24 protein-coding genes and 1 tRNA gene are annotated in these 23318 nt (G+C 72.1%); 10 read left to right on the forward strand and 15 right to left on the reverse strand.

The window, feature by feature from the left end; genetic code table 11:
* Positions 1-14: 14 nt before the first annotated feature.
* The 3 genes from EFL26_RS17315 to EFL26_RS17325 form a co-directional block, all read right to left on the reverse strand.
* Complete coding sequence (locus tag EFL26_RS17315; protein ID WP_123224173.1) at positions 15-2144, reverse strand: HelD family protein; 2130 nt, start codon at positions 2142-2144, stop codon at positions 15-17.
* A gap of 110 nt (positions 2145-2254) precedes the next feature.
* Entirely contained in the window at positions 2255-3655 is a 1401-nt protein-coding gene (locus EFL26_RS17320) for a vWA domain-containing protein (RefSeq protein ID WP_123224174.1), read from the reverse strand.
* Positions 3656-3658: 3 nt separating this feature from the next.
* On the reverse strand, positions 3659-4549 hold the full coding sequence (locus EFL26_RS17325) for an AAA family ATPase (RefSeq protein ID WP_123224175.1): 891 nt from the start codon (positions 4547-4549) through the stop codon (positions 3659-3661).
* 113 nt (positions 4550-4662) lie between these two features.
* On the opposite strand from EFL26_RS17325, the gene EFL26_RS17330 reads away from it, so the two are divergent.
* Positions 4663-6828 (forward strand): aryl-sulfate sulfotransferase, encoded by a 2166-nt coding sequence (locus tag EFL26_RS17330; protein ID WP_123224176.1) that lies wholly within the window; start codon positions 4663-4665, stop codon positions 6826-6828.
* Here the strand turns inward: EFL26_RS17330 and EFL26_RS17335 are convergent.
* Positions 6825-8021 carry an MFS transporter gene (locus EFL26_RS17335; RefSeq protein ID WP_221177020.1) on the reverse strand — a complete coding sequence of 399 codons (1197 nt, stop codon included), beginning with the start codon at positions 8019-8021 and terminating at the stop codon, positions 6825-6827. The two genes, EFL26_RS17330 and EFL26_RS17335, sit on opposite strands and share 4 nt — an antisense overlap.
* 76 nt (positions 8022-8097) lie before the next feature.
* On the opposite strand from EFL26_RS17335, the gene EFL26_RS17340 reads away from it, so the two are divergent.
* Positions 8098-8916, forward strand: coding sequence for a hypothetical protein (locus EFL26_RS17340; RefSeq protein WP_123224177.1), 819 nt, complete (start codon positions 8098-8100; stop codon positions 8914-8916).
* A 21-nt stretch (positions 8917-8937) separates the two neighbouring features.
* Here the strand turns inward: EFL26_RS17340 and EFL26_RS17345 are convergent, their stop codons facing one another.
* From EFL26_RS17345 to EFL26_RS17355, 3 genes are read right to left on the reverse strand one after another with little or no spacing between them, the layout of a single operon-like run.
* Entirely contained in the window at positions 8938-9573 is a 636-nt protein-coding gene (locus tag EFL26_RS17345; protein ID WP_123224544.1) for a response regulator, read from the reverse strand.
* Positions 9570-10997, reverse strand: coding sequence for a sensor histidine kinase (locus EFL26_RS17350; protein ID WP_123224178.1), 1428 nt, complete (start codon positions 10995-10997; stop codon positions 9570-9572). The genes EFL26_RS17345 and EFL26_RS17350 overlap by 4 nt, the downstream gene beginning before the upstream one ends.
* A gap of 24 nt (positions 10998-11021) precedes the next feature.
* Positions 11022-11528 carry a hypothetical protein gene (locus tag EFL26_RS17355; protein ID WP_123224179.1) on the reverse strand — a complete coding sequence of 169 codons (507 nt, stop codon included), beginning with the start codon at positions 11526-11528 and terminating at the stop codon, positions 11022-11024.
* Positions 11529-11721: 193 nt separating this feature from the next.
* Here EFL26_RS17355 and EFL26_RS17360 point away from each other — a divergent pair, with 193 nt between their 5' ends.
* Together EFL26_RS17360 and EFL26_RS24320 are read left to right on the forward strand one after the other, a co-directional pair.
* Complete coding sequence (locus EFL26_RS17360; RefSeq protein WP_148046760.1) at positions 11722-11994, forward strand: hypothetical protein; 273 nt, start codon at positions 11722-11724, stop codon at positions 11992-11994.
* Positions 11995-12096: 102 nt separating this feature from the next.
* Complete coding sequence (locus EFL26_RS24320; protein WP_183408240.1) at positions 12097-12264, forward strand: hypothetical protein; 168 nt, start codon at positions 12097-12099, stop codon at positions 12262-12264.
* Between the two features lie 10 nt (positions 12265-12274).
* Here the strand turns inward: EFL26_RS24320 and EFL26_RS17365 are convergent, their stop codons facing one another.
* A complete protein-coding gene (locus EFL26_RS17365) occupies positions 12275-12583 on the reverse strand; it encodes a hypothetical protein (protein WP_123224181.1) in 309 nt (102 codons plus the stop codon).
* 174 nt (positions 12584-12757) lie between these two features.
* Here EFL26_RS17365 and EFL26_RS17370 point away from each other — a divergent pair, with 174 nt between their 5' ends.
* Positions 12758-13327 (forward strand): calcium-binding protein, encoded by a 570-nt coding sequence (locus EFL26_RS17370; RefSeq protein WP_221177021.1) that lies wholly within the window; start codon positions 12758-12760, stop codon positions 13325-13327.
* A gap of 126 nt (positions 13328-13453) precedes the next feature.
* Here EFL26_RS17370 and EFL26_RS17375 read toward each other — a convergent pair.
* Positions 13454-13543: transfer RNA gene (locus EFL26_RS17375), tRNA-Ser, on the reverse strand.
* A 157-nt stretch (positions 13544-13700) separates the two neighbouring features.
* Between EFL26_RS17375 and EFL26_RS17380 the strand changes: the two genes are divergently transcribed.
* The 4 genes from EFL26_RS17380 (at position 13701) to EFL26_RS17395 (ending at position 18137) form a co-directional block, all read left to right on the forward strand.
* Positions 13701-14912, forward strand: a complete 1212-nt coding sequence (locus EFL26_RS17380) for a helix-turn-helix domain-containing protein (RefSeq protein WP_123224183.1) — start codon at positions 13701-13703, stop codon at positions 14910-14912.
* Between the two features lie 372 nt (positions 14913-15284).
* Positions 15285-16808, forward strand: a complete 1524-nt coding sequence (gene adh / locus EFL26_RS17385) for an aldehyde dehydrogenase (protein WP_123224184.1) — start codon at positions 15285-15287, stop codon at positions 16806-16808.
* A gap of 6 nt (positions 16809-16814) precedes the next feature.
* Positions 16815-17195 (forward strand): DUF779 domain-containing protein, encoded by a 381-nt coding sequence (locus tag EFL26_RS17390; protein WP_123224185.1) that lies wholly within the window; start codon positions 16815-16817, stop codon positions 17193-17195.
* A 3-nt stretch (positions 17196-17198) separates the two neighbouring features.
* On the forward strand, positions 17199-18137 hold the full coding sequence (locus EFL26_RS17395) for a hypothetical protein (protein WP_123224186.1): 939 nt from the start codon (positions 17199-17201) through the stop codon (positions 18135-18137).
* A gap of 62 nt (positions 18138-18199) precedes the next feature.
* On the opposite strand, the gene tadA is transcribed toward EFL26_RS17395, so the two are convergent.
* The gene (gene tadA / locus EFL26_RS17400; protein ID WP_123224545.1) at positions 18200-18646 is read right to left on the reverse strand and encodes a tRNA adenosine(34) deaminase TadA; all 447 of its coding nucleotides are present in this window, start codon (positions 18644-18646) and stop codon (positions 18200-18202) included.
* Between the two features lie 28 nt (positions 18647-18674).
* Positions 18675-19169, reverse strand: a complete 495-nt coding sequence (locus EFL26_RS17405; protein WP_342773536.1) for a tRNA adenosine deaminase-associated protein — start codon at positions 19167-19169, stop codon at positions 18675-18677.
* Between the two features lie 104 nt (positions 19170-19273).
* On the opposite strand from EFL26_RS17405, the gene upp reads away from it, so the two are divergent.
* Positions 19274-19915, forward strand: a complete 642-nt coding sequence (upp, locus tag EFL26_RS17410) for a uracil phosphoribosyltransferase (protein WP_123224188.1) — start codon at positions 19274-19276, stop codon at positions 19913-19915.
* A 105-nt stretch (positions 19916-20020) separates the two neighbouring features.
* On the opposite strand, the gene EFL26_RS24325 is transcribed toward upp, so the two are convergent.
* Genes EFL26_RS24325 through EFL26_RS17425 form a run of 4 tightly spaced genes read right to left on the reverse strand, consistent with a single transcriptional unit; the run spans position 20021 to position 23254 of the window.
* The gene (locus tag EFL26_RS24325; RefSeq protein ID WP_183408241.1) at positions 20021-20194 is read right to left on the reverse strand and encodes a hypothetical protein; all 174 of its coding nucleotides are present in this window, start codon (positions 20192-20194) and stop codon (positions 20021-20023) included.
* 35 nt (positions 20195-20229) lie between these two features.
* Entirely contained in the window at positions 20230-21621 is a 1392-nt protein-coding gene (locus EFL26_RS17415) for an NAD(P)(+) transhydrogenase (Re/Si-specific) subunit beta (RefSeq protein WP_123224189.1), read from the reverse strand.
* Positions 21621-21944 (reverse strand): NAD(P) transhydrogenase subunit alpha part 2, encoded by a 324-nt coding sequence (locus EFL26_RS17420; protein ID WP_123224190.1) that lies wholly within the window; start codon positions 21942-21944, stop codon positions 21621-21623. The genes EFL26_RS17415 and EFL26_RS17420 overlap by 1 nt, the downstream gene beginning before the upstream one ends.
* Positions 21941-23254, reverse strand: a complete 1314-nt coding sequence (locus EFL26_RS17425) for a Re/Si-specific NAD(P)(+) transhydrogenase subunit alpha (protein ID WP_123224191.1) — start codon at positions 23252-23254, stop codon at positions 21941-21943. Before EFL26_RS17425 ends, EFL26_RS17420 begins: the two co-directional genes overlap by 4 nt.
* Positions 23255-23318: the final 64 nt, after the last annotated feature.

Consider the following 23318-nt stretch of genomic DNA (forward strand, 5'->3'; position numbering starts at 1 on the left):
CCGGGGTCAACGGGTCAGCTGTGTGCGGACACCGTCACCATCTGCTGGGTCGCGCGCGTGTAGACGACGTACAGGGTCGCGCGACCGGCCGGCGACTCCGCCTCGATCTCGGCGGGCTCGACCACGAGGATGCCGTCGAACTCCAGGCCCTTGGTGTCCAGGCCGGTGAGCACGACGACACGGGCGTCGTCGCCCCGGGCGAGCTCGGCGAACTCCGGCCAGCTCGCCAGCCAGCGGTTCGCCTCGGCGCGGCGGGCGACCGGCACCACGATGCCGACCGTGCCCTCCAGGGCACCGACCAGCTCGCCGAGAGCCCGACGCGTCGCGGCTTCGAGGTCGGGGTCGACCACCTCGCGCGGCTCGACCCCGGTGGAGCGCACGGCGTTGGGCAGGTCGGCGTCCAGGCCGACGCGCTCGGCGTACGCCGCGGCGAACCGGTAGATCTCCGCGGAGTTGCGGTAGTTCGTCGAGAGGTGGAAGGAGTGCACCGGCTTGTCGCCGAGCGCCTGGGCGCGAGCGCGCTCGGACTCCGCCGGAACCGGCCAGGACGACTGGGCCGGGTCGCCGACGATCGTCCACGTGGCGGTGCGGCCGCGACGGCCGACCATGCGCCACTGCATCGGGGTGAGGTCCTGGGCCTCGTCGATCAGCACGTGCGCGTAGCCGTCGTCCTCGATCCGGTTGGTCGGCGGCGACCAGGCGCGGTGCCCGGCGTACTCGCGATCGGCGGCGGTGGTCAGCTCCTGCAACGAGGAGTCCGCGAGGTCGAGCGGGTCCTCGTCCGCGTCGTTGACCAGCGGCGGGTCGCCGAGCAGGTAACGCAGCTCGTCGACCAGCGGGACGTCGTCGACCGACAGGTCCTCGCCCCACGACTTCGCGAGGAGGCGGACCGCCTCGTCGTCGAGCACGCCGTCGGCCACCCGGGCGAGCAGGTCGGTGTCACGCAACCAGCCGAGCACGGTGGCCGCGTCGAGCACCGGCCACCACGACGACGCGAAGTCGAGGAACGCGTCGTTGGTGCGCATCTCCTCGGCGAAGTCCTCCTTGGTGCGCTCGCGGGCCCGCTCGGAGCGGACCTGGCGCCACATCAGGTCGATCAGCGTGCTCGCCACCCTCGTGGTCGACCGGTTGCGCGGGCCCATCGAGAGCAGCTGCCGGCGCGCCTGCGCGAGGTCGCGGGTTCCGAGCACGATCACGTCGTCGCGGTAGAAGATCCGGAACTCCCGCGGGCTGCCGGGCACGTGCTGCCGCGCCGTACGACGCAGCAGCTCGGCCATCACCGCGGACCCCTTGACCTCGGCCACGCGCGGGTCGTCGCGCCGGGTCGCGCGCAGGCCGTCGACGACGTCACCGAGGGAGCGCAGCGCGACCGCCGTCTCGCCGAGCGACGGCAGCACCCGCTCGATGTAGCGCATGAACACCCCGGACGGGCCGACGACGAGCACCCCGCCGGTCTCGTAGCGGCGGCGGTCGGCGTACAGCAGGAAGGCCGCGCGGTGCAGCGCGACCACCGTCTTGCCGGTGCCGGGGCCGCCGCTGATCAGCACGACGCCCTTGTTGGGGGCGCGGATCGCGCGGTCCTGCTCGGCCTGGATGGTCGCGACGATCGAGTGCATCGACCGGTCGCGGGCCCGGGAGAGCTGCGCCATGAGCGCGCCCTCGCCGACCACGGGGAGGTCGGTCTCGGCCTCGCTGTCGAGCAGGTCGTCCTCGACCCCGACGACGGTCTCGCCCGAGCAGCGCAGGATGCGGCGCCGGATCACGCCGTGCGGGTCGGCGTGCGTGGCCTGGTAGAACACCGCGGCCGCAGGGGCGCGCCAGTCGATCAGCAGCACGTCGCGGTTGCCGTCGCGCAGGCCGATCCGGCCGACGTACCGGGGGTCCTCGTCGATCTCGGCGCGCATGTCGAGCCGGCCGAACACCAGCCCTTCGTGCGCGGCGTCGAGCGTGGCCATCCGGCGCGCCGCCTGGTAGACCATCGCGTCGCGCTCGACGAGACCACCCTCGTGGCCGAGCTGGCCGCGGGCGCGGCCCTCCGCCGCCAGCTCCTGGGCGGAGCGCGTGGACTCCTCCAGCTGGCGGTAGACGGTGTCGACGAACTCCTGCTCGCGAGCGATCTCGCGCGCCGCGACGTCTTCGTTCAACTCAAGCGTTCCTTCGGGAGAACGACAAATGGGGAGTCGACCACTCTACCCGGCGTGGGCGGGCGGCCGTGGCCGAGTCCCGGAAACGCGCACACCGTCGTGGCTCCGGGTCACGCCAGGTCGTGCACGAACTGCCCGAGCTGGGTGAGGTTGCGGCACTCGACCATCGGCAGCAGCGCGGCGTACTCGTGGGCGGCGGAGTCGCCGGTGCCCCAGTGGCGCGGGGCCTCCGGGTTGAGCCACCAGGCGTGGCGGGCGCTCTTCACCAGCCCGGCGACCACCGGCAGCGCGAGGTCGGAGTAGTTCGACCGCGCGTCCCCGAGCACGAGCAGGTTGGTCTTCGGGGTCAGCGCGTCGGGGTGCTGCTCGGCGAAGCGCGTGAAGGCTCGGCCGTAGTTCGTGCGGCCCCACAGGGTCGCGTGCTGCGCGCTCGTGGCGAGCGCGGCCATCGTCTCGACCGGGTCCAGGCCCGGGCGGAACCGGTCGGTGACCTCGTGGATCTCGTCGACGAACGTGAACGCGCGCACGCGGTCGAACTGCTCACGCAGCGCGAACACGAGCATGAGCGTGAAGCTCGCGAAGTTCGCGACCGACCCACTGACGTCGCAGAGCACGACCAGGTCGGACCGGCTCGGGCGGCGGGGCCGGTGGTGGATCTCCAGCGGTACGCCGCCCGACGACATCGACGCCCGCACGGTGTGCCGGAAGTCCACCGGTCCGCGGCGACGGGCGGCCTTGTGGCGGTTCATCCGCGTGGCCAGCCGGCGCGCGAGCGGACCGAGCTCGCGGCGCATCTCCTCGAGGTCGCTCTTGCGGGCCGCGGTGAAGTCGAGCTGGTCGATGCTCTTGCGCACCGTGTAGCGGGCGACGTGCTCGGGCCCGCGGACCTCCGCGGCCCGGCGGCGCACCTCGGCCTCGACCAGACCCTCGAACGCCCGGACCTGCGCGTCCACGAGCCGCCGGGTCGCGGGGTCCTGGTCGGGCTCGAGGCCCATCCCGCGCAGCACCCGCGCCACCAGCTCGCCCGGCGAGACCCGGTTCATCACGTTGTACGACGACCACCGCTGCTCCCCCGGCCCCCGGCCGCGGATCAGCCCGAACCGCTGCACCGCGTCGCGTGCCAGCCGCGCCAGCGCGTCCGGGTCGCCCATGCCGAGCGCGTCGACGAGCGCGTCACGGAAGTCGGCCAGCTCCTGCGGTCCGTCGCCCGAGTCGGTGGTTGAGCCTGCCGAGTCCTCCGCAGCGGTCTCGGCAGGATCGACCAGCTGGTCCGAGGACGCGCCGTCGCCGATCAGCGCAGGGAAGTACAGGTCGAAGACCTGGTCGAAGCCGGTGCGGTGCGGCTGGCGCTTGACCAGCGTTGCGGCGTACGCCGCCCGCAGCGTCTCGCGGTCGGCGAGCCCGAGCCCCGTGATCGCGTGCACCGCGTCGAGCCCCTCGGACAGGGAGACCGGCAGGCCTGCCGAGCGCAGGGCCTCGACGAACGCGAGGTGCCGGTCCAGCAGGCTCATCGCTCAGCCCTGGCGCAACCGGAGCTCGCGGACCGCGCGGTCGAGGTCACTGCTGTGCTTGAGCACCACGCCCAGGGTGGCGTCGATCGTTGCCGCGTCGAGCGTGCCGGTGCCCAGGGAGACCAGCGTGCGCGCCCAGTCCACGGACTCCGCGATCGACGGCGACTTGCGCAGCTCGAGCGCGCGGAGCCGGGCCACCGTCTCCACGATCTGCCGGACGAGCGTGTCCTCGATATCGGGCACCTGCGAGGTCACGATCGCGTGCTCGCGGTCGGCGTCGGGGTAGTCGATGTGCAGGTAGAGGCAGCGCCGGCGCACGGCCTCGGAGAGCTCGCGGGTCGCGTTCGAGGTGAGGACCACGAGCGGGCGGCGTACGGCGGCCATCGTGCCCAGCTCGGGGATGGTCACCTGGAAGTCGCTGAGCACCTCGAGCAGCAGGCCCTCGACCTCGACGTCGGTCTTGTCGACCTCGTCGATCAGCAGCACGGTCGGCTCGGCGCGCCGGATCGCGGTCAGCAGCGGCCGGGTGAGCAGGAACTCCTCGGTGAAAATGTCCGTGGCCCAGTCCCGCTGTGGTTCCGCTCGCTCCTCCGACTCCTTGGATGTCACCTCTGCAGCCTGGATGAAGAGCAGCTGCTTCTTGTAGTTCCACTCGTACAGCGCGCGGGCCTCGTCGAGGCCCTCGTAGCACTGCAGCCGCACCAGCTCGGCGCCGGTCGCCCGCGCGATCGCCTTGGCCAGCTCGGTCTTGCCGACGCCCGCCGGACCCTCGACCAGCAACGGCTTCTCCAGCGCCCCGGCCAGGAACGTCGTGGTGGCGGTCGCCTGGTCGGCGAGGTAGCCCGCGTCGGCCAGCCGCTTGCCGGCGTCGGCCGCAGAGTCGAACCAGGTCATCGGGCCATCATGCCGTGCAGGAGGTTCGGCTGTTCCCCCCTCGGCGACGTGACCTGCGCCATAGGCTGGAAGAGGCGCGGCCGCGGGGCGGCCCGCTTCCCTGGGGAGGGAACATGCGTCGGCTGGCTCTGGTGCTGGTGGTCCTGTTGCTCGGCAGCCTGAGCCGGTTCGTGCCCGGCGCCGTGGCATCACCGGCACCGTCCCGGTCGCTCACCGTCAGCGGCACGGAGGTGACGATGTATCCGGCCTTCGACCCGCAGATCACCCGGTACGCCGCCACGACCACCGCTGCGACCGCCGGCTCCCTGACCGTCTCGGCGAGCACCTCCGACCCCGCGGGCATGGTCCTCGTCGACGGCCACCCGGAGACCGGACCCACCACGCTGGGCGGGCTCGCCGCCGGGGACGAGGTGTCGGTGATCTTCGAGGACGCCGGCGGCCGGACGGCGTACTCGGTGATGTACCTGCCGGCCGACTTCCCGGCACTCACGGCCACGGTGAACGTGCCTGACCAGGTGCAGCCCGGGCTGATCGCGCTGACGCCGAACGCCTTCAACTTCGGCGTCTCCCAGCCGTCGTTCAACGCGATCGTCGACCGCAACGGGGTGCCGGTCTACGCCGTCCGGGCCGGCATGGCCGACTACGACCTCAAGCAGCAGCCGAACGGCGAGATCACGGTGTTCCGCGCCACGACCGCAGCCGGCCACACGGGAGAGGACCTCGTCACGCTCGACGACCAGCTCGCCGACTCCCAGCGCCGGTTCGTGGCCGCACCGCTGACCAACACCGACCCCCACGACGGCCTCCGCCTGGCCGACGGCAGCACGGTGCTCGTCGGCTACGAGAAGGACCCCACCACGCACCTCACCGACGCGACCATCCAGAAGCAGGACCCGGACGGCACCGTGACCTTCCAGTGGACCTCGGGTCCCTACGCCGCCGAGACCACCTCGACACCCCCGGCCCCGACGGTCCAGGACCCCACGCCGTACTTCGACTACGCCCACATCAACTCGGTGGTGAGCGTCGGGAACGGTGACCTGATCGCGTCCTTCCGACACCTGAGCGCGGTGTTCCGGATCGCGACCACGGACCACGACGGCTTCCACCCGGGTGACGTGATCTGGAAGCTCGGCGGACGCGACAGCACGTTCACCTTCCCGAACGACAGCCTGGGAGGTCCGTGCGCCCAGCACGCGGCCACCGAGCTCTCGAACGGCCACATCCTGCTCTTCGACAACGGGACCTCGGCGGCCTTTGGAGCCCCCAACCTCTGCGTCGACCCCCTGAACCGGACCGGTCCGACCGTGCCCCGCGGTTTCACCCGGGTCACGGAGTACGCCCTGGACACGGTGGCCGACACGGCGACCCTCGTGTGGACCTACCCCTCGGACACGAGCCGGTACGCCTTCTTCGCCGGCTCCGCCAGGAGGATGCCGAACGGCGACACCCTGATCGGCTGGGCCGCCGACCTGCACGCGATGGCCAGCGAGGTCGACACCGCCGGCGACACCGTCTGGGAGCTCACGGCGCCTGCCCCCTCCGGGCCGGGCCTGCAGAAGTACATGACCTACCGCGCTGCGCTGATCACGGCGCTGCCGGACCGGATCGCCCCCACGGTCAGCCCGGGCACCGAGGACGGCGCGGTCTACGTCCTCGGCGACACGGTCACCCCGCCGGCGTACCGGTGCGCCGACCGCGGCGGTTCCAACCTGCAGTCCTGCACGGTGACGGGTCTCATCGGGGGCCGCATCGACACGAGTGCCACCGGCTCGCACTCCTGGCAGGTGCAGGCCGCGGACGGGAACGGCAACGTCACGACGGTCGTCCGGCACTACGTCGTCCGCAGCGCCCGCCAGCCCGATGCACGGATCCGGAAGGGTGGCGCGACGTGGTGGCGCGGCGGGGACGTCTACGGCCCGGCCACGCACCAGACGGTGCGGCAGCGAGTACGCCGCCACGACTCGGCGACGGCGTTCTGGAAGGTCCAGAACGACGGCGAACGTGCCGACAGCTTCAGGTTGGCGGCCGTGGCGAGCAACCGGGTGCTGCGGGTGCACTACCTGGTCGACGGCGTCGACGTCACGCGCGCCGTCGTGGGCGGAACCTACGTCACGCCCACCGTGCGGCCCGGCGAGGTCTTCGCGCTCAAGGTGACCCTGACGCCCACACGACGAGCGACGGTCGGTGACACGCGCACCGTCACGATGGCGGCGGTGTCGAGGGGCGACGCGTCCCAGGTCGACCGGGTCGCGACCCGGGTGACGGTCCGGCGCTAGGCCGGTACGCCGACCGGCGCGACCCGCCGCGGCGCCACCAGCAGCACCAGCCCGATCGCTCCCGCCACCGCGCCGGACACGATCAGCGGCACGTGGCCCGAACCCTGGCCCCCGACCTGCCAGGCGAGCCCGGCCCAGAGCCCGGCGACGAGCACGCCGCCGCCGAGGACGCCCTGGAAGATGCCCTGACCCGTGCCCTGGCTGCCCGCCGGGAGGAGACCGGAGACCCACGCCTTGCCGACGCCATCGGTGAGCCCGGTGTAGGCGCCGTAGCCGCCGATGAGGAGCCAGGCGGCCAGGTGGTCCTCGGTGAGCCCGAGCCCGACGTAGGCGACCGCGAAGACCAGCAGGCCGATCGCGACGACCGAGCGCGGCGTGAGCCGGTCGGCGACCACGCCGGCGGGGAAGCTCAGCGCGGTGTAGACGAGGTTGTAGCCGACGTACGCCAGGATCACGGCGACCACCCCGAACCCGATCTCGTGCAGCCGCAGCAGGAGCAGCGCGTCGGGGAAGTTGACCAGGGAGAAGAGGCCCAGCACCGCGACCACCCGCCAGTACGCCGCGCCCAGCGGCGCGGCTGCGGGCGCCGGCCGGGCCGCCTGGTCGGATCGCGCGGGGGCAGTGCGCTCTTCGCGCAGCAGGAAGACCAGCAGCACGCTCAGCGCCGCCGGCACGACCGCGACCCACAGCAGTGGGCGCAGGTGGTGGTGGAGCAGCTCGTAGCCGGCGAGCGCGATCAGCGGTCCGACCACCGCGCCCGCCGTGTCGGCGGCGCGGTGGAACCCGAAGGCGCGGCCGCGGGCCGGCACGGGGATGTCCTGCACGAGCAGCGCGTCCCGCGGCGCTCCACGGATGCCCTTGCCGAGCCGGTCGACCGCCCGGCCGGCGAGCACGACCTGCCAGACGCCTGCCGCGGCCACGAGGACCTTGCCGACGGCGGCGAGGCCGTAGCCGAGGGCCACCAGGGGCTTCTTGCGGAACCGGTCGGAGAACCGCCCGGCCAGCACCTTGGTGATCGCGGCGACGCCCTCGGCGATCCCCTCGACCACCCCGACGACGGCGGCCGGCGCACCCAGGACGGTGGTCAGCAGGATCGGCATCAGCGGGTAGAGCAGCTCGGAGGCGGCGTCCTGCATGAACGAGACCGCCGAGACGACCTTGAGGTTGCGGGTCAGCCAGGGTCGCTCGGTCACGGGCCGATCATGCCGGGTCCGGCGACGGCCCGCGAGAATCGCGCTCCGCCGGCGGCGCGACTCCTACGATTCCACGATGACCCCTGGACACGACGCCTTCGTGGACGCGTCGGACTCGGCGAGCGCCACCGTCGAGTTCCCGGACGTCGTGGCGTCGTTCGAGGCGCTCGGCTTCGTCCGGCTGGGACGGCTGGGTCGGCCGGTCCCCGGTGAGATCTGGCGGGCCGCAGCGCTGTACCCCCGCAGCCGCCGGGACGAGTTCTGCGCCCACCTGAGCGTGCCGCCCGTCGTGCTGCGGTCACCCGACGCGACCGCCTTGGTCACCGTGAGCTGGTGGTGGGGCATGCCGGAGGTACGTCTCCGGACCGCCCTCCACGACGGCTCCGTGGTGGAGACGCTGCGGCAGTGGGACCACACGCCGGTGCCGCCGCGCGCGCACGGGCGTCTCTACCGCCGCGGCGATCTGCGGCAGGAGCAGCTGATGCTGAACGCGCCCGAGGGCGGGCGCGAGGTCGACCTGGCCCAGGGCGACGCCGACCAGCTCTGGCGATCCCACCGAGACCGGGTCGACGCCGTCGCCGCTCGGCGCGCGACGTCACTCGTCTCCCACCGGACGATGGGCGAGGCCGTCGTCCTGTCCAACCGCCTCGCTCGGCACCAGCGCGCCTGCGTGAGCGCCCAGAAGCGGCGCGGGCTCCTCGTGCTCGGCAGCATCGCCCTGGTCGCGGCCGCCGCTCTGGTCGGGGTGTTCACGCTCCCCTTCACGGGCCTGCTCGTGCTGCTCGTCCTCGAGGTGGCCGTCATCGCCGTGCTGCTCGGGTTCCGCCGGCGCATCTACGCCGGAAGCCTCAGCCGCCGTTACCGCACGGCGGGCCGACCGGCGCTCGAGCCGTAGGCGCCGCGTCCGGCGACGGCGTCACGAGGTGTGCGGGAGGTGGTCGCGGGCCCAGAGCGCGGCGCTGGTGCGGTCGCTCACGCCGATCGCCCGGAACACGTTGCCCAGGTGCACCTTCACGGTGCGCTCCGCGATCCCCAGCCGGGTGGCGATCTGCTTGTTCGCGAGGCCGTCGGCGACCAGCCGGAGGACCTCGCGCTCACGAACGCTCAGGGCAGCGCCGGGCTCGTCCGCACGGGTCGGCAGAAGAGCGCGGGCGACCCGCGCGTCGAGCGGGGCGTGGCCGGCCGCCGCCGATCGCACCGCGGCGAGCACCTGGTCCGGCTCGCTGTCCTTGAGGAGGTAACCGACCGCACCTGCGGCGAGCGCGTCATCGACGCGCGCCCGGTCGGAGAACGAGGTGAGCATCACCACGGCCGCCCCGTGGCCGTGAGCCAGGAGCCGCCTGGTCGCCTCGATGCCGTCCATGCCCGGCATCGAGATGTCCATGAGGACGACGTCGGGCTCCAGGTCGGCGACGCGTGCGAGGGCCCCCTCGCCGTCGGCGGCCTCCCCGACGACGCGAAGGTCGTCGGTGGAGCCGAGCAGCCCCGCGATCCCGGCGCGGACCAGCGGATGGTCGTCGACGATGAGTACGCCGATCCGGTCGGCGGTCATGGCGCCGGCACCGTCAGCCGCCATCGACACCCGTGCCCCGGCGACGACGAGACCGCCAGCTCGGCGCCCGAGCGGCTCGCGGCGTCAGCCAGCAGCCTGACTCCGAGATGCCCGACGGGCGGGTGGGCGAGCACCGCCTCGACGTCGAACCCGACGCCGTCGTCGGTCACCTCGAGCACGACGGCATCGTCCATCCGGGTCATGCGAATCGTGGCGCGTGTGGCCGACGCGTGCCGGCGTACGTTCTCCAGGCACTCGTGGGCGACCCGGAACACCAGCCGATCGAGCTCGGGGCCCAGTCCCGGATCGGTCTCGGGCAGGTCGAGAGTGACCTCGATGCCTCGCGCCCGCAGCCGCCCACCCAGGTCCCGCAGCGCCGCCTGGATGCCGGCGGTCTCCAGCGTCGGCGGGTAGAGGTCCACGAGCAGCGTGCGCAGGCCACCCATGCTGTCGCGCAGCGTGGCGGCGGAGGCGGTCAGGTCACGAGCCAGGTCGGGGTCGCCCGACGCCTGCGCTCGACCGGCTGCCGCCGTGACGGCGAAGGACGTGGCCGCGAGCTCCTGGACGACGCCGTCGTGCAGGGTGCCGGCGATCCGCCGGCGCTCGTCGTCGGAGGCCTCGATCGCCCGCTCGAGGAGCGCCTCACGCTGCCGCTGGGCCGACCGGAGACCGGTGAGCAGCTGCCACACCAGCGGGATCAGGAGCGCGGCGAACAGCAGCAGGGTGCTCACCGTCACCCCGGCGAACCCCCGCCAGAGCTGACCGGCTCGCCCGTCGACCTCGGTGTACGGCGCGTAGGTCTCGAAGAGCAGCGGCGTGCCGGACGGCGTCCAGATCGGGCGGTAGGCCTCGAGGAGCCGGCCCTGCCCGCGCTCGTACTGGTTCTCCGGCTTGTTCAGGTCGGAGACCTCCGCTCGGGTCGCGGGATGGGCGAAGACGTCCTGGGCGTCCTCGCTGAGCTGGTAGCGCTGCCCGAGGAGGCGGGGCTCGTCGGAGTAGACGATCCGACCGTCCTTGGTCCACACCTTGACGCGCACCAGGCTGGAGTTCTCCAGGTAGTCGGCGAGGGCGCTGCCGACCGCCGCCACCGCCGCCGGGTCGCCGCTGGCGATCGCGTCCGTGAGCACCGGTTGCACGACGGCCTCGGCCAGCAGGTCTGCGGTGTTCGCCGCGTCGTTGACGGCCTGGCGCTCGGCCAGCTTGCGTGCGGCGACCACGCCGACCAGCACGGAGAGTGCCAGCACGAGCACGGCTCCGACGGCGATGACCGCCACGAGCCGCTCCGGGCGGCGGACCTCCGGCAGGTCGCGGGCACGCTCCTGCGAGACGACGACCCACCGCTCCGCCTCGGACGATGCCGAGGCGGAGCGTTGGTCCACGGCGCCGCGGGGGTCGGCGCTCGTGGCGGGGGGCACGTCGTTCACCCGGTCATTCTCGTGCGCGGCGGGCTAGTTGTGGCCGGAACCGTCGTCGGAGCCGCTGCCCGAGGAGCCACTGTCGTCGCCGTGACCGCCGTCGTCCCCTCCGTCCGAGGTGCCGCTGCTGTCCGAGGGGCCCTGGTCCGAGGTGCCGTCGTCGGAGCCGGTGCTCGAGTCGCCACTGGTGCCGGACCCGTCGTGACCGTCCCGGTCGTCGGCCGCCTCGGTCTCGTCCTCGCGCGGCACCACGCCTCCGTCGTCGTCGTTCGCCTCGGCCGGGTCGTCACTGCCGCGGTCGTCGGCACTCTCGGTGCGCGCGGCGCGAGGTGCGTCCCCGCCTCGGTCGTCACCGGCCTCGACGGCCTGGCGGCCGCGGTCGGCGGTGCCGTCGTCGTTCGGCGTGGCTGCTGCGGTCTGTGCCTGGTCAGGGACGCGCACCGGTACGTCGCGGCTGAAGGAGGCGTTGCTGGTGAGCCCGATCGCTGCGGGCACGCCCGCGACCACGAGGGCCGCGCTGGCGAGGAGGTACTTCAACATCGGGAGTCCTTTCATCGGGTGCCCCCAGCGTCCCCGCGGGAACGGGCCGTCGACCATCGGACCTTGGTACTAGTACCGACGACCCCCACCGACCACCCCGTCCGGAGAGGGGGCCGGAAGTCTCTGGTCGAACGCCGCTCGGCCGTTCCAGAGTGGAGATGATCCAGCCGCGAGACGAAGTCAGGTGAGGCAGATGTCCGAGGCCCAGGCAGACCACGCCGCCCCGACCCTCGAGGTCCGCGCCCTGCGGGACGGCATCGTCGCGCAGCGTGAGCTGTGCGAGAGCGAGGCCGAGGCGGAGGCTCTCGTCGAGGCGTGGTCCGAGGCAGACGGGGTGGTTGTCGAAGTCGAGGATCTGAGCCTGCGCACCCAGCGGGCCGGCGTACTGGATCCGCGGCCGTGGGAGGTCGACGCCGAGGACCTGCTCTACGACGGCGGGTACGCCGACGAGGAGGAGGAACGATGAGCATCAGGACCTCCGACCCGCGCCACGAGCGCGCCGCCCGCCGGCCTGGTCTTCCGCAGCGTCACGGGACCGCACGCCCACGGCCGCAAGGACCGGGCGGACGTGGCTCACCACGGGTCGACGCACGGGCAGGTGTACGCCGAGCTGCTCGACGACCCGCAGGCGGAAGCGTTCCTCCCAGGCTCGTGCGACTGCGGACCCTGGAACCTGTCCCGCGCGGACCTCGTCGCCGACGTGCGCTCCGGCCGCCGCACCGCCCACGTGGGCTGAGCGCGACCGTCTAGCTCTGGCGCTGCTCGGGGATGGCAGGGCGGCTGTGCTCGTCGAACCTGACCACGACCGCGATCGGCGCCTCGCGCGTCTCGACCGCGCGGCTGGTGACGACGTGGACCTTGCGGCCCAGCGCGCGCGCCGCACCGAGCGCTGCCCAGCGCAGGTCCACCAGCTGCTGCGCCTGGCGGGGGTCGACCACGAGGCGGTACTCCCCGACCTCCTCGAGGTGACGCGTGATCACCGGCACCAGGTCGGCCGGCAGGGGGGTGCCGGAAGCGTCCTGCGTCGTCTCCGTCGATGCCGAAACCGGTGTCATGCCCCCACGTTATGTCGCCGTGGGCGGCGTGCCGAGTGAGCTCGCGGACTGGGCTAGCCCGTTGGGGTGGGCCGCAGGACCAAGGTCCCCATGCGACGGCCGCCGTTGCCGAAGCCGACAATTGCGACATACCCTCACGGGTATCACCCTTCCCCGCCCAAGAAAGGCCCGCCCGTGCGCGCACCGACCCTGATCCTCGGCCTCACCGCCGCCTCCAGCACCGTGATAGCGCTCAGCGGCCTCGCGCCGGCGACCGCGGCCGGCGCCACGTGTGCCGGGCAGTCCGCCACGCGCGTCGTGACGGCGGGCTCGCCGCACGTCGTCTACGGGACCTCCCACCGCGACGTGATCGTGGTCCGCGACCCGGGGCACGTCGTCAAGGCCCTGGGCGGCGCCGACCTGGTCTGCGGGTCCACGGGCCAGGACAAGATCGTCGGCGGTGGCGGGAACGACACCCTCCAGGGCCGCAGCGGCAACGACACGCTGGTCGGCGGGGCGGGTGACGACGACCTGGTCGGCGGCACCGGCGACGACGACCTGGTCGGCGGGACGGGAGACGACCACCTGCTCGGCGGCGACGGCAACGACGACCTCGCCGGTGACGACGGGAACGACGTCCTGGACGGCCAGTCCGGTGACGACACCGTCGACGGTGGCAACGGGACCGACACCGACACCGGCGAGCACGTCACCGGCGTGGACGACAGCGCCGACCCGAGCGGCACGTCGGGCCTCGACGGCTGACCCCCCACCCTTCGGTCGGCACCAACGGCAGCCTGGACGCGCGCACCAGCCCTGACCCGTGCCCGGGAACGAGCGAGGCCCGGACCGTGGACGGTCCGGGCCTCGGCGACGTCCTGCGACATCACGTGGCGGTGGCGGTGGGATTTGAACCCACGGTGGGCTTGCACCCACACACGCTTTCGAGGCGTGCTCCTTAGGCCGCTCGGACACGCCACCGCCGACGAGGGTACCGGAGGCGGCGCGCGGGGCAGAAATCGGCCACGCCACCGGCTTCAGGGCGCGTGCAACGTGGTTGCAACGTTGCCACAAGGACCCTCGGTCAACGGACCTTCGACCTCTGGTTTGCAACCCCATGACCCTGTCTACTGACTTCATGACACGCGGTGGCGACAACGCCTCGATGCGCGCGGAGGTGGCCGACTCCTGGCACCTGTCCGCCGCTGCCGGCGTGTCCGCGGAGGACGTCGAGGCGCCGATCACCCTGTCCGAGGACGCCCTGCACGGCTACCGCTCGGCCCACCCGCTGGCCCGGGTGTTCCCCCTCCTCGACGACGTGCTCGGCCAGGCGGCCCGAGACTGCGACGCGATCATGGCGGTCTCCGACGCCGAGGGTCAGCTGCTCTGGGTGTGCGGTACTCCGGCGACGCTGCGGCGCGCCGAGAAGATCGGGTTCGTCGAGGGCAGCAACTGGGACGAGCGCCTGGCCGGCACGAACGCCCCCGGCCTCGCCCTGCGCCTGGACCAGCCGACACAGGTACGCCGGGCCGAGCACTTCCGGCACTCCGTCCAGCAGTGGAGCTGTGCGGCCACCCCGATCCACGACCCCGGGTCGACCAGCCTCCTGGGCGTCCTCGACATCACCGGCAACGACGACATCGCCGTACCGCAGACGCTCGCGATGGTGCGCGCCGCCGCGCGGATGGCCGAGTCCGAGCTGGCCCGCGAGAAGCTCTCCCGCAACGAGCCCGCGGAGACCACGCCCGGCTCGCTCCACCTCGTGATCGAGTCGCTCGGCCGCAACGACTCGCTGCTCTCGATCAGCGACGGCCGCGGCCGTCACCACCAGCTCCGGCTCTCCCCCCGGCACAGCGAGATCCTGCTGCTGCTGGCGTCCGCCCCGCGCGGGCTCTCCGGCGACGAGCTGGCGGTGCTCGTCTACGAGGACGACGGCGCCTCCTCGACGCTGCGGGCCGAGCTCAACCGGCTGCGCAGCCTGCTCGGCGACGACGTGCTGGCCTCGCGGCCCTACCGGCTCTGCGGGTCGATCACCGGCGACTGGCTGGCCCTCGAGGCCCAGCTCGCGGCCGGCGACCTGCGTACGGCGATGCGCGGTTACCGCGGCCCGATCCTGCCGCGCTCGACCGCCCCGGGCGTCGTACGCCTGCGGGAGCAGCTGCACATGAGCCTGCGCGAGGCGGTCCGTCGCAGCCGCCAGGCCGACCTCATGTCGACCTGGACCCGCTCGAGCTGGGGAGCCGACGACTACGACATGTGGCTCGCCCAGCGCGACGCACTCGGCGCCTCCTCCCCCATGCTCGCCCTGGTCGACGGCCAGCTCGCCCGCCTCGACCACGACCTCGCCTGAGCGCTGCAATCCAGCGCTGCGCCGCCGGGTTCGTCTGGACTGACGAGCAAAGCGAGCGCAGCGAGCCAGCGAGGAGGGAAGACGAACCCCAGGAGGCGGCGCAGCACGCCCGAGCGAAGCGAGGGCCAACAGCACTGCGCCGCCGGGTTCGTCTGGACTGACGAACGTCGGCGAGCGCCAGCGAGCCGCGTGAGGAGGGAAGACGAACCCCAGGAGGCGGCGCAGCACGCCCGAGCGAAGTGAGGGCCAACAGCCTGGAGGGCGGCGCAGCACGCCCGAGCGAAGCGAGGGCAATTCAGCCCGCAACGTCGATGCAACCTCGCGCTTCCTACGGTGTGAGCCCGATCACACCAGACCCTTGGGAGTACCGACATGGCCCTCTACTCACCCCCCGGTTCCGCCGACTCACTCGTGAGCGTGAAGTCCCGCTACGACCACTTCATCGGTGGCGAGTGGGTCCCGCCCGTCAAGGGCGAGTACTTCGAGAACATCTCGCCCGTGAACGGCAAGCCCTTCACCGAGATCGCCCGCGGCACCGAGGGCGACATCGAGGCCGCGCTCGACGCAGCCCACGCCGCGTTCCCCGCCTGGGCGCGCACCTCGACCACGGAGCGGTCGAACATCCTGCTCAAGATCGCCGACCGGCTCGAGGAGAACCTCGAGGCGCTGGCGGTCGCAGAGACCTGGGACAACGGCAAGCCGATCCGCGAGACCAAGGCCGCCGACCTGCCGCTGGCCGTGGACCACTTCCGCTACTTCGCCGGCGCCCTGCGTGCCCAGGAGGGCAGCATCGCCGAAATCGACCACGACACGATGGCCTACCACTTCCACGAGCCGCTGGGCGTGGTCGGGCAGATCATCCCGTGGAACTTCCCGATCCTGATGGCGGTCTGGAAGCTCGCCCCAGCGATCGCGGCCGGTAACTGTGTCGTGCTCAAGCCGGCGGAGCAGACGCCGTGGTCGATCCTCAAGGTCGTCGAGCTGATCGGTGACCTGCTGCCGGGCGGCGTGCTGAACATCGTCAACGGCTTCGGTGTCGAGGCCGGCAAGCCGCTGGCCTCGAGCCCCCGGGTCGCGAAGGTCGCCTTCACCGGCGAGACCACGACGGGCCGGCTGATCATGCAGTACGCCAGCCAGAACATCATCCCGGTGACGCTGGAGCTGGGCGGCAAGTCGCCGAACATCTTCTTCGACAGCGTCGCCTCCGAGCGCGACTCCTTCTACGACAAGGCCCTCGAGGGCTTCACGCTGTTCGCGCTGAACCAGGGCGAGGTCTGCACCTGCCCGTCGCGGGCACTGGTGCAGGAGTCGATCTACTCCGACTTCGTCGGCGACGTGCTCGACCGGGTCGGCAAGATCATCCAGGGCAACCCCCTCGACGACGCCACGATGCTCGGCGCCCAGGCGTCCAACGACCAGCTCGAGAAGATCCTGAGCTACATCCAGATCGGCAAGGACGAGGGTGCCAAGCTGCTCACCGGCGGCGAGCGCAACGTGCTCGGCGGCGACCTCGCCGAGGGCTACTACGTGGCCCCGACCGTCTTCGAGGGCAACAACTCGATGCGGATCTTCCAGGAGGAGATCTTCGGCCCCGTGGTCTCGCTGACCTCGTTCCACGACGAGGCGGACGCGGTGAAGATCGCCAACGACACCCTGTACGGCCTCGGCGCCGGCGTGTGGTCGCGCGACGGGTCGCAGGCCTTCCGCGTCGGCCGCGAGATCCAGGCCGGCCGGGTCTGGACGAACTCCTACCACGCCTACCCGGCGCACGCGGCCTTCGGCGGCTACAAGCAGTCCGGGATCGGCCGCGAGACCCACAAGATGATGCTCGAGCACTACCAGCAGACCAAGAACCTGCTGGTGTCCTACTCGCCGGACGCGCTCGGCTTCTTCTGAGCCGACATGACCGACGACGTACGCCGGGTCGACGTCACCGGTGAGGCGGCGGAGCTCCTCCGCCGCCTCACCGAGGCGCACGGCCCGCTGATGTTCCACCAGTCCGGCGGCTGCTGCGACGGCAGTGCGCCGATGTGCTACCCCGACGGGGAGTTCCTCACCGGTGACGCCGACGTCCACCTCGGAGACCTCGACATCGGCCTGGAGCGGCCCGTACCGGTGTGGATGTCCCTCGCGCAGTTCGGCTACTGGTCGCACACCCACCTCACCATCGACGTGGTCGCGGGCCGGGGCGCGGGCTTCTCGCTCGAGGCGCCGCACGGCGTACGCTTCCTGATCCGCTCCCGGTTGTTCACCGACGCGGAGGCCGAAGCCCTGTCACCATGAGGCATGGCCGCGACCGCCGTTCTCGACTGGCTGCTGGACGGCGACGTGGCCGTGCAGTTCCAGGCGACCCGCGACCTGCTCCAGGGGGACGGAGACGCCCTGCAGGCGCGGATCGCCACCGAGGGTGACGGTGCCACGCTGCTCGCCGCGCACCATGCCGACGGGCACTGGGGCCGCGGCTTCTACCGGCCGAAGTGGACCTCGAGCCACTACACGCTCCTCGAGCTCCGCAACCTCGGGCTCGACCCCGCCAACGCCGTCGCCGGCGAGACGGTGCGCCGGATCCTGCGCACGGAGAAGCGCGAGGACGGTGGGCTCGACCCGACCGTGACCGTCCGCGGCAGCGACGCGTGCGTGAACGGCATGGCGCTGAACTACGCGACGTACTTCGGCGCGCCGGAGGACGAGCTCGCCAGCCTGGTGGACTTCCTGCTCGCCGGAAGGGTGGCGGACGGCGGCTTCAACTGCCGCGCCAATCGCGTGCCGGTCCGGCACTCGTCGATGCACACGACGCTGTCCGTGGTCGAGGGGATCACCGGCTACGAGCGCGCCGGACACCGCTACCGCCTCGACGAGCTCCTGGCTGCCCGTGAGTCGAGCGTGGAATTCCTGCTGCGGCACCGGCTCTTCCGCAGCGAGCACACGGGCGCCGTGATCCGGCCCGAGTTCGTGCGGCTGCACCACCCGACGCGGTGGTACTACGACCTGCTGCGCTGCCTCGACTCGCTCGCCGACGCCGGCGTCACGTACGACGACCGGATGTCCGACGCGATCGACGTGCTGCTCAGCCGGCGGGCTCCCGACGGACGCTGGCCGGTCAACCGCGCCTACCCGGGCGAGACCCACCTGCCGAACCCGCTGCCCGGCACCCCGCACCGCTGGATCACCCTCTGCGCGCTGCGGGTGCTGGCGGCGTACGCGCCGGGCCGGGTGGACGGATAGGGGGATAGTCCGTGACGTTCGGACGCCGAATTGTCCGGATCGAACCGTCCGAACGTGCCGGACTATCCCGACCCGGCCTGCCGCTGCTGGGCGAAGAACGCGTCGAGCAGGGCGGCGGAGTCCTCGGCCAGGACGCCGGCGACGACCTCGGGGCGGTGGTTCAGCCGCCGGTCCCGTACGACGTCCCAGAGGCTGCCGACCGCACCGGCCTTCTCGTCGTACGCGCCGAACACGACGCGGTCGACCCTGGCCAGCACGGCCGCGCCGGCACACATCGTGCAGGGCTCGAGGGTGACCACCAGGGTGCAGCCGGTCAGTCGCCACTGACCCAGGTGGTCGGCCGCCGCTCGCAGGGCGACCATCTCCGCGTGGCCGCTCGGGTCGCCGTCCCGCTCGCGCACGTTGACGCCCTCGCCGATGACCTGGCCGTCCGGGTCGAGCACGACGGCCCCGATCGGCACGTCACCGGTGCCGGGGGCCGTGGCGGCGAGGCCGAGGGCGCGACGCATCGGCGCCGTCCAGGGTGTCAGCGGCACGTCAGTCGGCCAGGTCGACGAGCTCGTCGAACTTCTCGCCGAACCCGATCCCGCGAGCGATCTCGCTGAGCACCTCTTCGGGGTAGAGGTCGAAGTCGTCCAGCAGGGCACCCATGTCGGCGGCGCTGACCCCCATGTCCGCGACGATCCCGAGGTCCCCGGCAGGCGCCTGGTCGTCGTCGACGCCGACGTGCACGCCGAGGTGGACCACGGCCGAGCGGGCGAGGGTCCAGTCGGGCGCAGCGGTCGCGTCGGACAGCAGCACCCGGACCAGCGAGCCCTGCACGCGCACCAGGATCACGAAGTCCTCGTCGACCGAGATCATCGCGAGCGCGCCGCTCTCGCCCGGGTAGCGGCGCAGCTCGCGGGCGATCGTGTCGACGTCGTCGAGCGCGCGACTCGGCAGCCGGGCGACGTTCCAGTCGCCCTCGTCGCGGTAGGCGACGACCGCGAAGTCAACCGCGTTGACCTCGGCGTCGGTCATGTCCGTCACCACGCACCACCCTCTGCCACAGCTTGATGGTGGCAGACCCGCGTCGCCCGACCAAGTGCCTTCCGGCCCCTGGTCGGCAGATCGCCCCCAGGCCCTAGCCTGTCCCCATGCGTCTGCTCGTCGTCGACCACCCGCTCGTGTCCCACAAGCTCACCGCGCTGCGCGACGAGCGCACGGCGTCGCCGGAGTTCCGCCGGCTCACCGAGGAGCTCGTGACCCTGCTGGCTTACGAGGCGACGCGCGACGTGCGGGTCGAGACCACGACCGTGCAGACGCCGGTCGCCGAGGCCGAGGGTGTCTCGCTGAGCCGGCCGCGGCCGCTGGTCGTCCCGATCCTGCGGGCCGGGCTCGGCATGCTCGAAGGGATGATGCGGCTGATGCCGACCGCCGAGGTCGGCTTCCTGGGCATGGTGCGCAACGAGGAGACGCTCGAGGCCTCGACGTACGCCGAGCGGCTGCCCTACGACCTGTCCGGGCGGCAGTGCTACGTGCTCGACCCGATGCTCGCGACCGGCGGCACCCTGGCGTCGGCCCTGGGCTTCCTGACCAGCCGGGGAGCCGACCACATCACGGCGGTCTGCCTGCTCGCGGCTCCGGAGGGCGTGAAGAACCTCGAGGAGGGCGTCGCCGGCCTGGACATCCCGATCACCGTCGTGACCGCCGCGCTCGACGAGCGCCTGAACGAGAAGGGGTACATCGTGCCGGGCCTCGGCGACGCCGGCGACCGGCTCTACGGGCTGGCGCAGTAGGACCGTCGGCTCAGCCGAGCGCATGCTCGTTCTCGAACACCTTCTGCACGGCGCGCTGCGAGGCGGCGCGGGTGCCACCCGGGAGCCGGTTGCGCCGGTCGGGCATCAGTACGAGAAGACGGTGACCTGGCCGGTCGCCATCGCGAGCAGGACCAGCACGACGAGCAGCATGAGGATGACGTACCCGCCCTCACGGTCGTGCCGGTCACGATCGGACTCCGGCGCGTAGTACCTCAACCCGTCGCCCGGTGCGATCCGGAAGTCGTCGGTGCGTGCCATGGCTTCCACGGTACGCCTCTGCGGCGCCGAGGGAGCTACAGCGCCTTCACCGCGTTGAGCAGCTTGCCCATCGTGTCCTTCGCGTCGCCGAAGAGCAGCGTGGTGTTGGGCTCGAAGAGCAGCTCGTTCTCGATGCCGGCGAAGCCGGGGCGCATCGAGCGCTTCATGAACACGACCTGCTTGGCCTCGTCGGCGTTGAGGATCGGCATGCCGTAGATCGGGGCGCCGGGCGTGGTCTTCGCGGCCGGGTTCACGACGTCGTTCGCGCCCACGACCAGCGCCACGTCGGCGTCCTTGAACTCGCCGTTGATGTCGTCCATCTCCTTGAGCTGCTCGTAGGGCACCTGGGCCTCCGCGAGCAGCACGTTCATGTGACCGGGCATGCGGCCGGCCACCGGATGGATCGCGTAGTCGACGTCCACGCCGCGCTCACCGAGCAGGTCGACGAGCTCGCGCAGGGAGTGCTGTGCCTGGGCCACGGCGAGGCCGTAGCCCGGGACGATGATCACCCGCTCGGCGTAGTTGAGCATGATCGCGACGTCCTCGGGGCTCGACGACTTCACCGGCCGGTCGGAGGCCTCGCCGCCACCGAGCGTCGAGCCGCCCTTGAGCGCACCGAAGAGCACGTTGGTGACCGAGCGGCCCATGCCGCGGGCCATCAGCAGGGTGAGGAAGGTACCGGAGGCACCGACCAGCGTGCCGGCGATCAGCAGCAGGGTGTTCGACAGCACGTAGCCGCCGGCAGCCACGGTGAGGCCGGTGAACGCGTTGAGCAGCGAGATCACGATCGGTACGTCGGCCCCGCCCACCGGCAGCACCAGCAGCACGCCGATCAGCAGGCCGACCAGGGCGAGCACGATCGCGATCCACAGGGCGACGTCGCTGACCAGCAGGACCGCCAGCACGACCGCGGCCAGCAGCGAGCCCCCGAAAAGGATCGGCAGGCCGGGGAAGATCACCGGCCGCCCGGTCATCAGCTCCTGCAGCTTCGCGAACGTGATGATCGAGCCCGCGAACGACACCGAGCCCACGGCCACGGTGAACGCTGTCGCCGCGAGGGCGAACTTCGCCGGATCGACACCGGCATCGGCGAGTCCGAGGATCTCGTGCAGCTCCAGCAGCGCGACCAGGGCCGCGGCGCCACCGCCGACGCCGTTGAACAGCGCCACCATCTGCGGCATCTGGGTCATCTGCACCGTGCGGGCGCCGTACACGCCGCCGACGGTGCCGATCACGATCGCCAGCAGGATCAGCGGGACGTTCTTGAGGTGGTCGATGTAGAGGAACGGCAGGATGCACCCGACGACCGCGGCCGCGGCGCCGAGCAGGTTCCCGTTGCGGGCGGTCTTCGGACCGGATAGCCCCTTGAGCGCCAGGATGAAGCAGACGCCGCAGAGCAGGTAGACGAGCTGGACCCAGGTCGGCATCAGGCGCCCTCACCCTTCGCGGCGTCGGCCTTCGGGGCCGGCTTCTTCTTCTGCGTGAACATCTGCAGCATCCGGTCGGTGACCACGAACCCGCCGACCATGTTCACGCTGGCCAGCACGATGGCGATGAACCCGACGATGACGGCCACGGTGTTGGTGGTCGTGCCGGTGACGATGATCGCGCCGAGCAGGATGATGCCGTGGATCGCGTTCGCGCCCGACATCAGCGGGGTGTGCAGGGTCGAGGAGACCTTCGAGATCACCTCGATGCCGACGAACACGCTCAGCGTGAAGAACGTCAGCCAGATCACTCCGTCGCTCACTGGTCGGCCTCCTGGTCGTAGGGCAGATCGAGCTGGGGTTCGGCCGGGTCGACCGGTTCGAGCACCTGCGTCGCCGTGGCGGCGGGGGTCTCGGCAGGCTCGACCTCCGCGGCAGGCTCGACCTCCGCGGCANNCGGCTGCTCGGCCGGCTCCGGGGCCGGTCCCTCGATCGCCTCGCGGGTCGGCTCGTGCACGATCCGGCCCGCGTGGGTGACCGCGCTGCCGGCGACGATCTCGTCGTCGAAGTCGGGCGCGAAGCTGCCCGGCGAGACGCTGCCGTCCTCCTGCTTCTCACCGGCCGCAGTCATCAGGGTCAGCAGGTTCACGACGTTCTGCGCGTAGAGCCGCGACGCGGGGCCGGGCATCTGCGACGCGACGTTCGCACCACCCCAGACCTGCGCGTGCCCGATCTTCACGACCTTGCCGGCCACCGATCCCTCGACGTTGCCGCCGGTCTCCGCGGCCAGGTCGACGACCACCGACCCGGGCTTCATCGCCTCGACCATCGCGGAGGTCACCAGCAGCGGCGCCCGGCGACCGGGGACCGCGGCTGTGGTGATCAGCGCGTCGGCCTGGGCGATGTACGGCGCGAGCGCCTCCATCTGCCGCTGCGCCCGCTCCTCGGTCATCTCGCGGGCGTAGCCGCCGGCGCCCTCGAGGGTCTCCAGCTTCAGGTCGATCGCCTTGGCGCCCATCGAGCGGATCTCCTCGGCCGCGGCCGCGCGGACGTCGTACGCCTGGACGACGGCACCGAGGCGCTTCGCCGTCGCGATCGCCTGGAGTCCGGCGACGCCGGCTCCGAGGACGACGACCTGCGCGGGCTGCACCGTGCCCGCGGCGGTCATGTTCAGGGGGAAGAAGCGGCGCAGCAGCCCGGCCGCGACGATCGCGCAGCGGTAGCCGGCCACGAGCGCCTGCGAGGACAGCGCGTCCATCGACTGGGCCCGGGAGATCCGCGGCACCAGCTCCATCGCGAACGAGGTGACGCCGGCGTCGCGGAGCCGGACGACGAGGTCCTGCTCGGAGTTCACCGGGAGGAACGAGATCACCGCCGCGCCCTCGCGCAGCCGGCCGACCTTCGACGTGTCGAGCGGCTGGACCGCGACGACCAGGTCGGCCTCCGACAGCGCGGAGTCCGAGATCGACGCACCGGCCTCGGTGTACTCCTCGTCGGCGAACTCCGCCTGCGCCCCGGCGCCCGGCTCGACCAGCACGTCGTACCCGAGCCCGGTCAGCTTGCCGACCAGCTCCGGGACCATCGCGACGCGGGCCTCACCCTCACGGGTCTCCCTCACAACTGCGATCTTCACGTCGTGCAACTTATTGCACGACGCGCGTGGTATTCGGGGATTGAGACGACCGTCTCACCGATGG

The sequence above is a fragment of the Nocardioides pocheonensis genome (assembly GCF_003725535.1).
GTDB lineage: Bacteria > Actinomycetota > Actinomycetes > Propionibacteriales > Nocardioidaceae > Marmoricola > Marmoricola pocheonensis.

What these genes read in the sequence shown, in the direction of transcription:
- tadA (WP_123224545.1), bottom strand. Translation starts at nt 18,646, where the DNA reads ATGCGTCGCGCCCTCGGCCTCGCCGCCACGGCCCCCGGCACCGGTGAC.
- EFL26_RS17330 (WP_123224176.1), top strand. Translation starts at nt 4,663, where the DNA reads ATGCGTCGGCTGGCTCTGGTGCTGGTGGTCCTGTTGCTCGGCAGCCTG.
- EFL26_RS17395 (WP_123224186.1), top strand. Translation starts at nt 17,199, where the DNA reads ATGGCCGCGACCGCCGTTCTCGACTGGCTGCTGGACGGCGACGTGGCC.
- upp (WP_123224188.1), top strand. Translation starts at nt 19,274, where the DNA reads ATGCGTCTGCTCGTCGTCGACCACCCGCTCGTGTCCCACAAGCTCACC.
- EFL26_RS17325 (WP_123224175.1), bottom strand. Translation starts at nt 4,549, where the DNA reads ATGACCTGGTTCGACTCTGCGGCCGACGCCGGCAAGCGGCTGGCCGAC.
- EFL26_RS17380 (WP_123224183.1), top strand. Translation starts at nt 13,701, where the DNA reads ATGACACGCGGTGGCGACAACGCCTCGATGCGCGCGGAGGTGGCCGAC.
- EFL26_RS17415 (WP_123224189.1), bottom strand. Translation starts at nt 21,621, where the DNA reads ATGCCGACCTGGGTCCAGCTCGTCTACCTGCTCTGCGGCGTCTGCTTC.
- EFL26_RS17340 (WP_123224177.1), top strand. Translation starts at nt 8,098, where the DNA reads ATGACCCCTGGACACGACGCCTTCGTGGACGCGTCGGACTCGGCGAGC.
- adh (WP_123224184.1), top strand. Translation starts at nt 15,285, where the DNA reads ATGGCCCTCTACTCACCCCCCGGTTCCGCCGACTCACTCGTGAGCGTG.
- EFL26_RS17390 (WP_123224185.1), top strand. Translation starts at nt 16,815, where the DNA reads ATGACCGACGACGTACGCCGGGTCGACGTCACCGGTGAGGCGGCGGAG.
- EFL26_RS17360 (WP_148046760.1), top strand. Translation starts at nt 11,722, where the DNA reads ATGTCCGAGGCCCAGGCAGACCACGCCGCCCCGACCCTCGAGGTCCGC.
- EFL26_RS17320 (WP_123224174.1), bottom strand. Translation starts at nt 3,655, where the DNA reads ATGAGCCTGCTGGACCGGCACCTCGCGTTCGTCGAGGCCCTGCGCTCG.
- EFL26_RS17345 (WP_123224544.1), bottom strand. Translation starts at nt 9,573, where the DNA reads ATGACCGCCGACCGGATCGGCGTACTCATCGTCGACGACCATCCGCTG.
- EFL26_RS24325 (WP_183408241.1), bottom strand. Translation starts at nt 20,194, where the DNA reads ATGGCACGCACCGACGACTTCCGGATCGCACCGGGCGACGGGTTGAGG.
- EFL26_RS17355 (WP_123224179.1), bottom strand. Translation starts at nt 11,528, where the DNA reads ATGTTGAAGTACCTCCTCGCCAGCGCGGCCCTCGTGGTCGCGGGCGTG.
- EFL26_RS17365 (WP_123224181.1), bottom strand. Translation starts at nt 12,583, where the DNA reads ATGACACCGGTTTCGGCATCGACGGAGACGACGCAGGACGCTTCCGGC.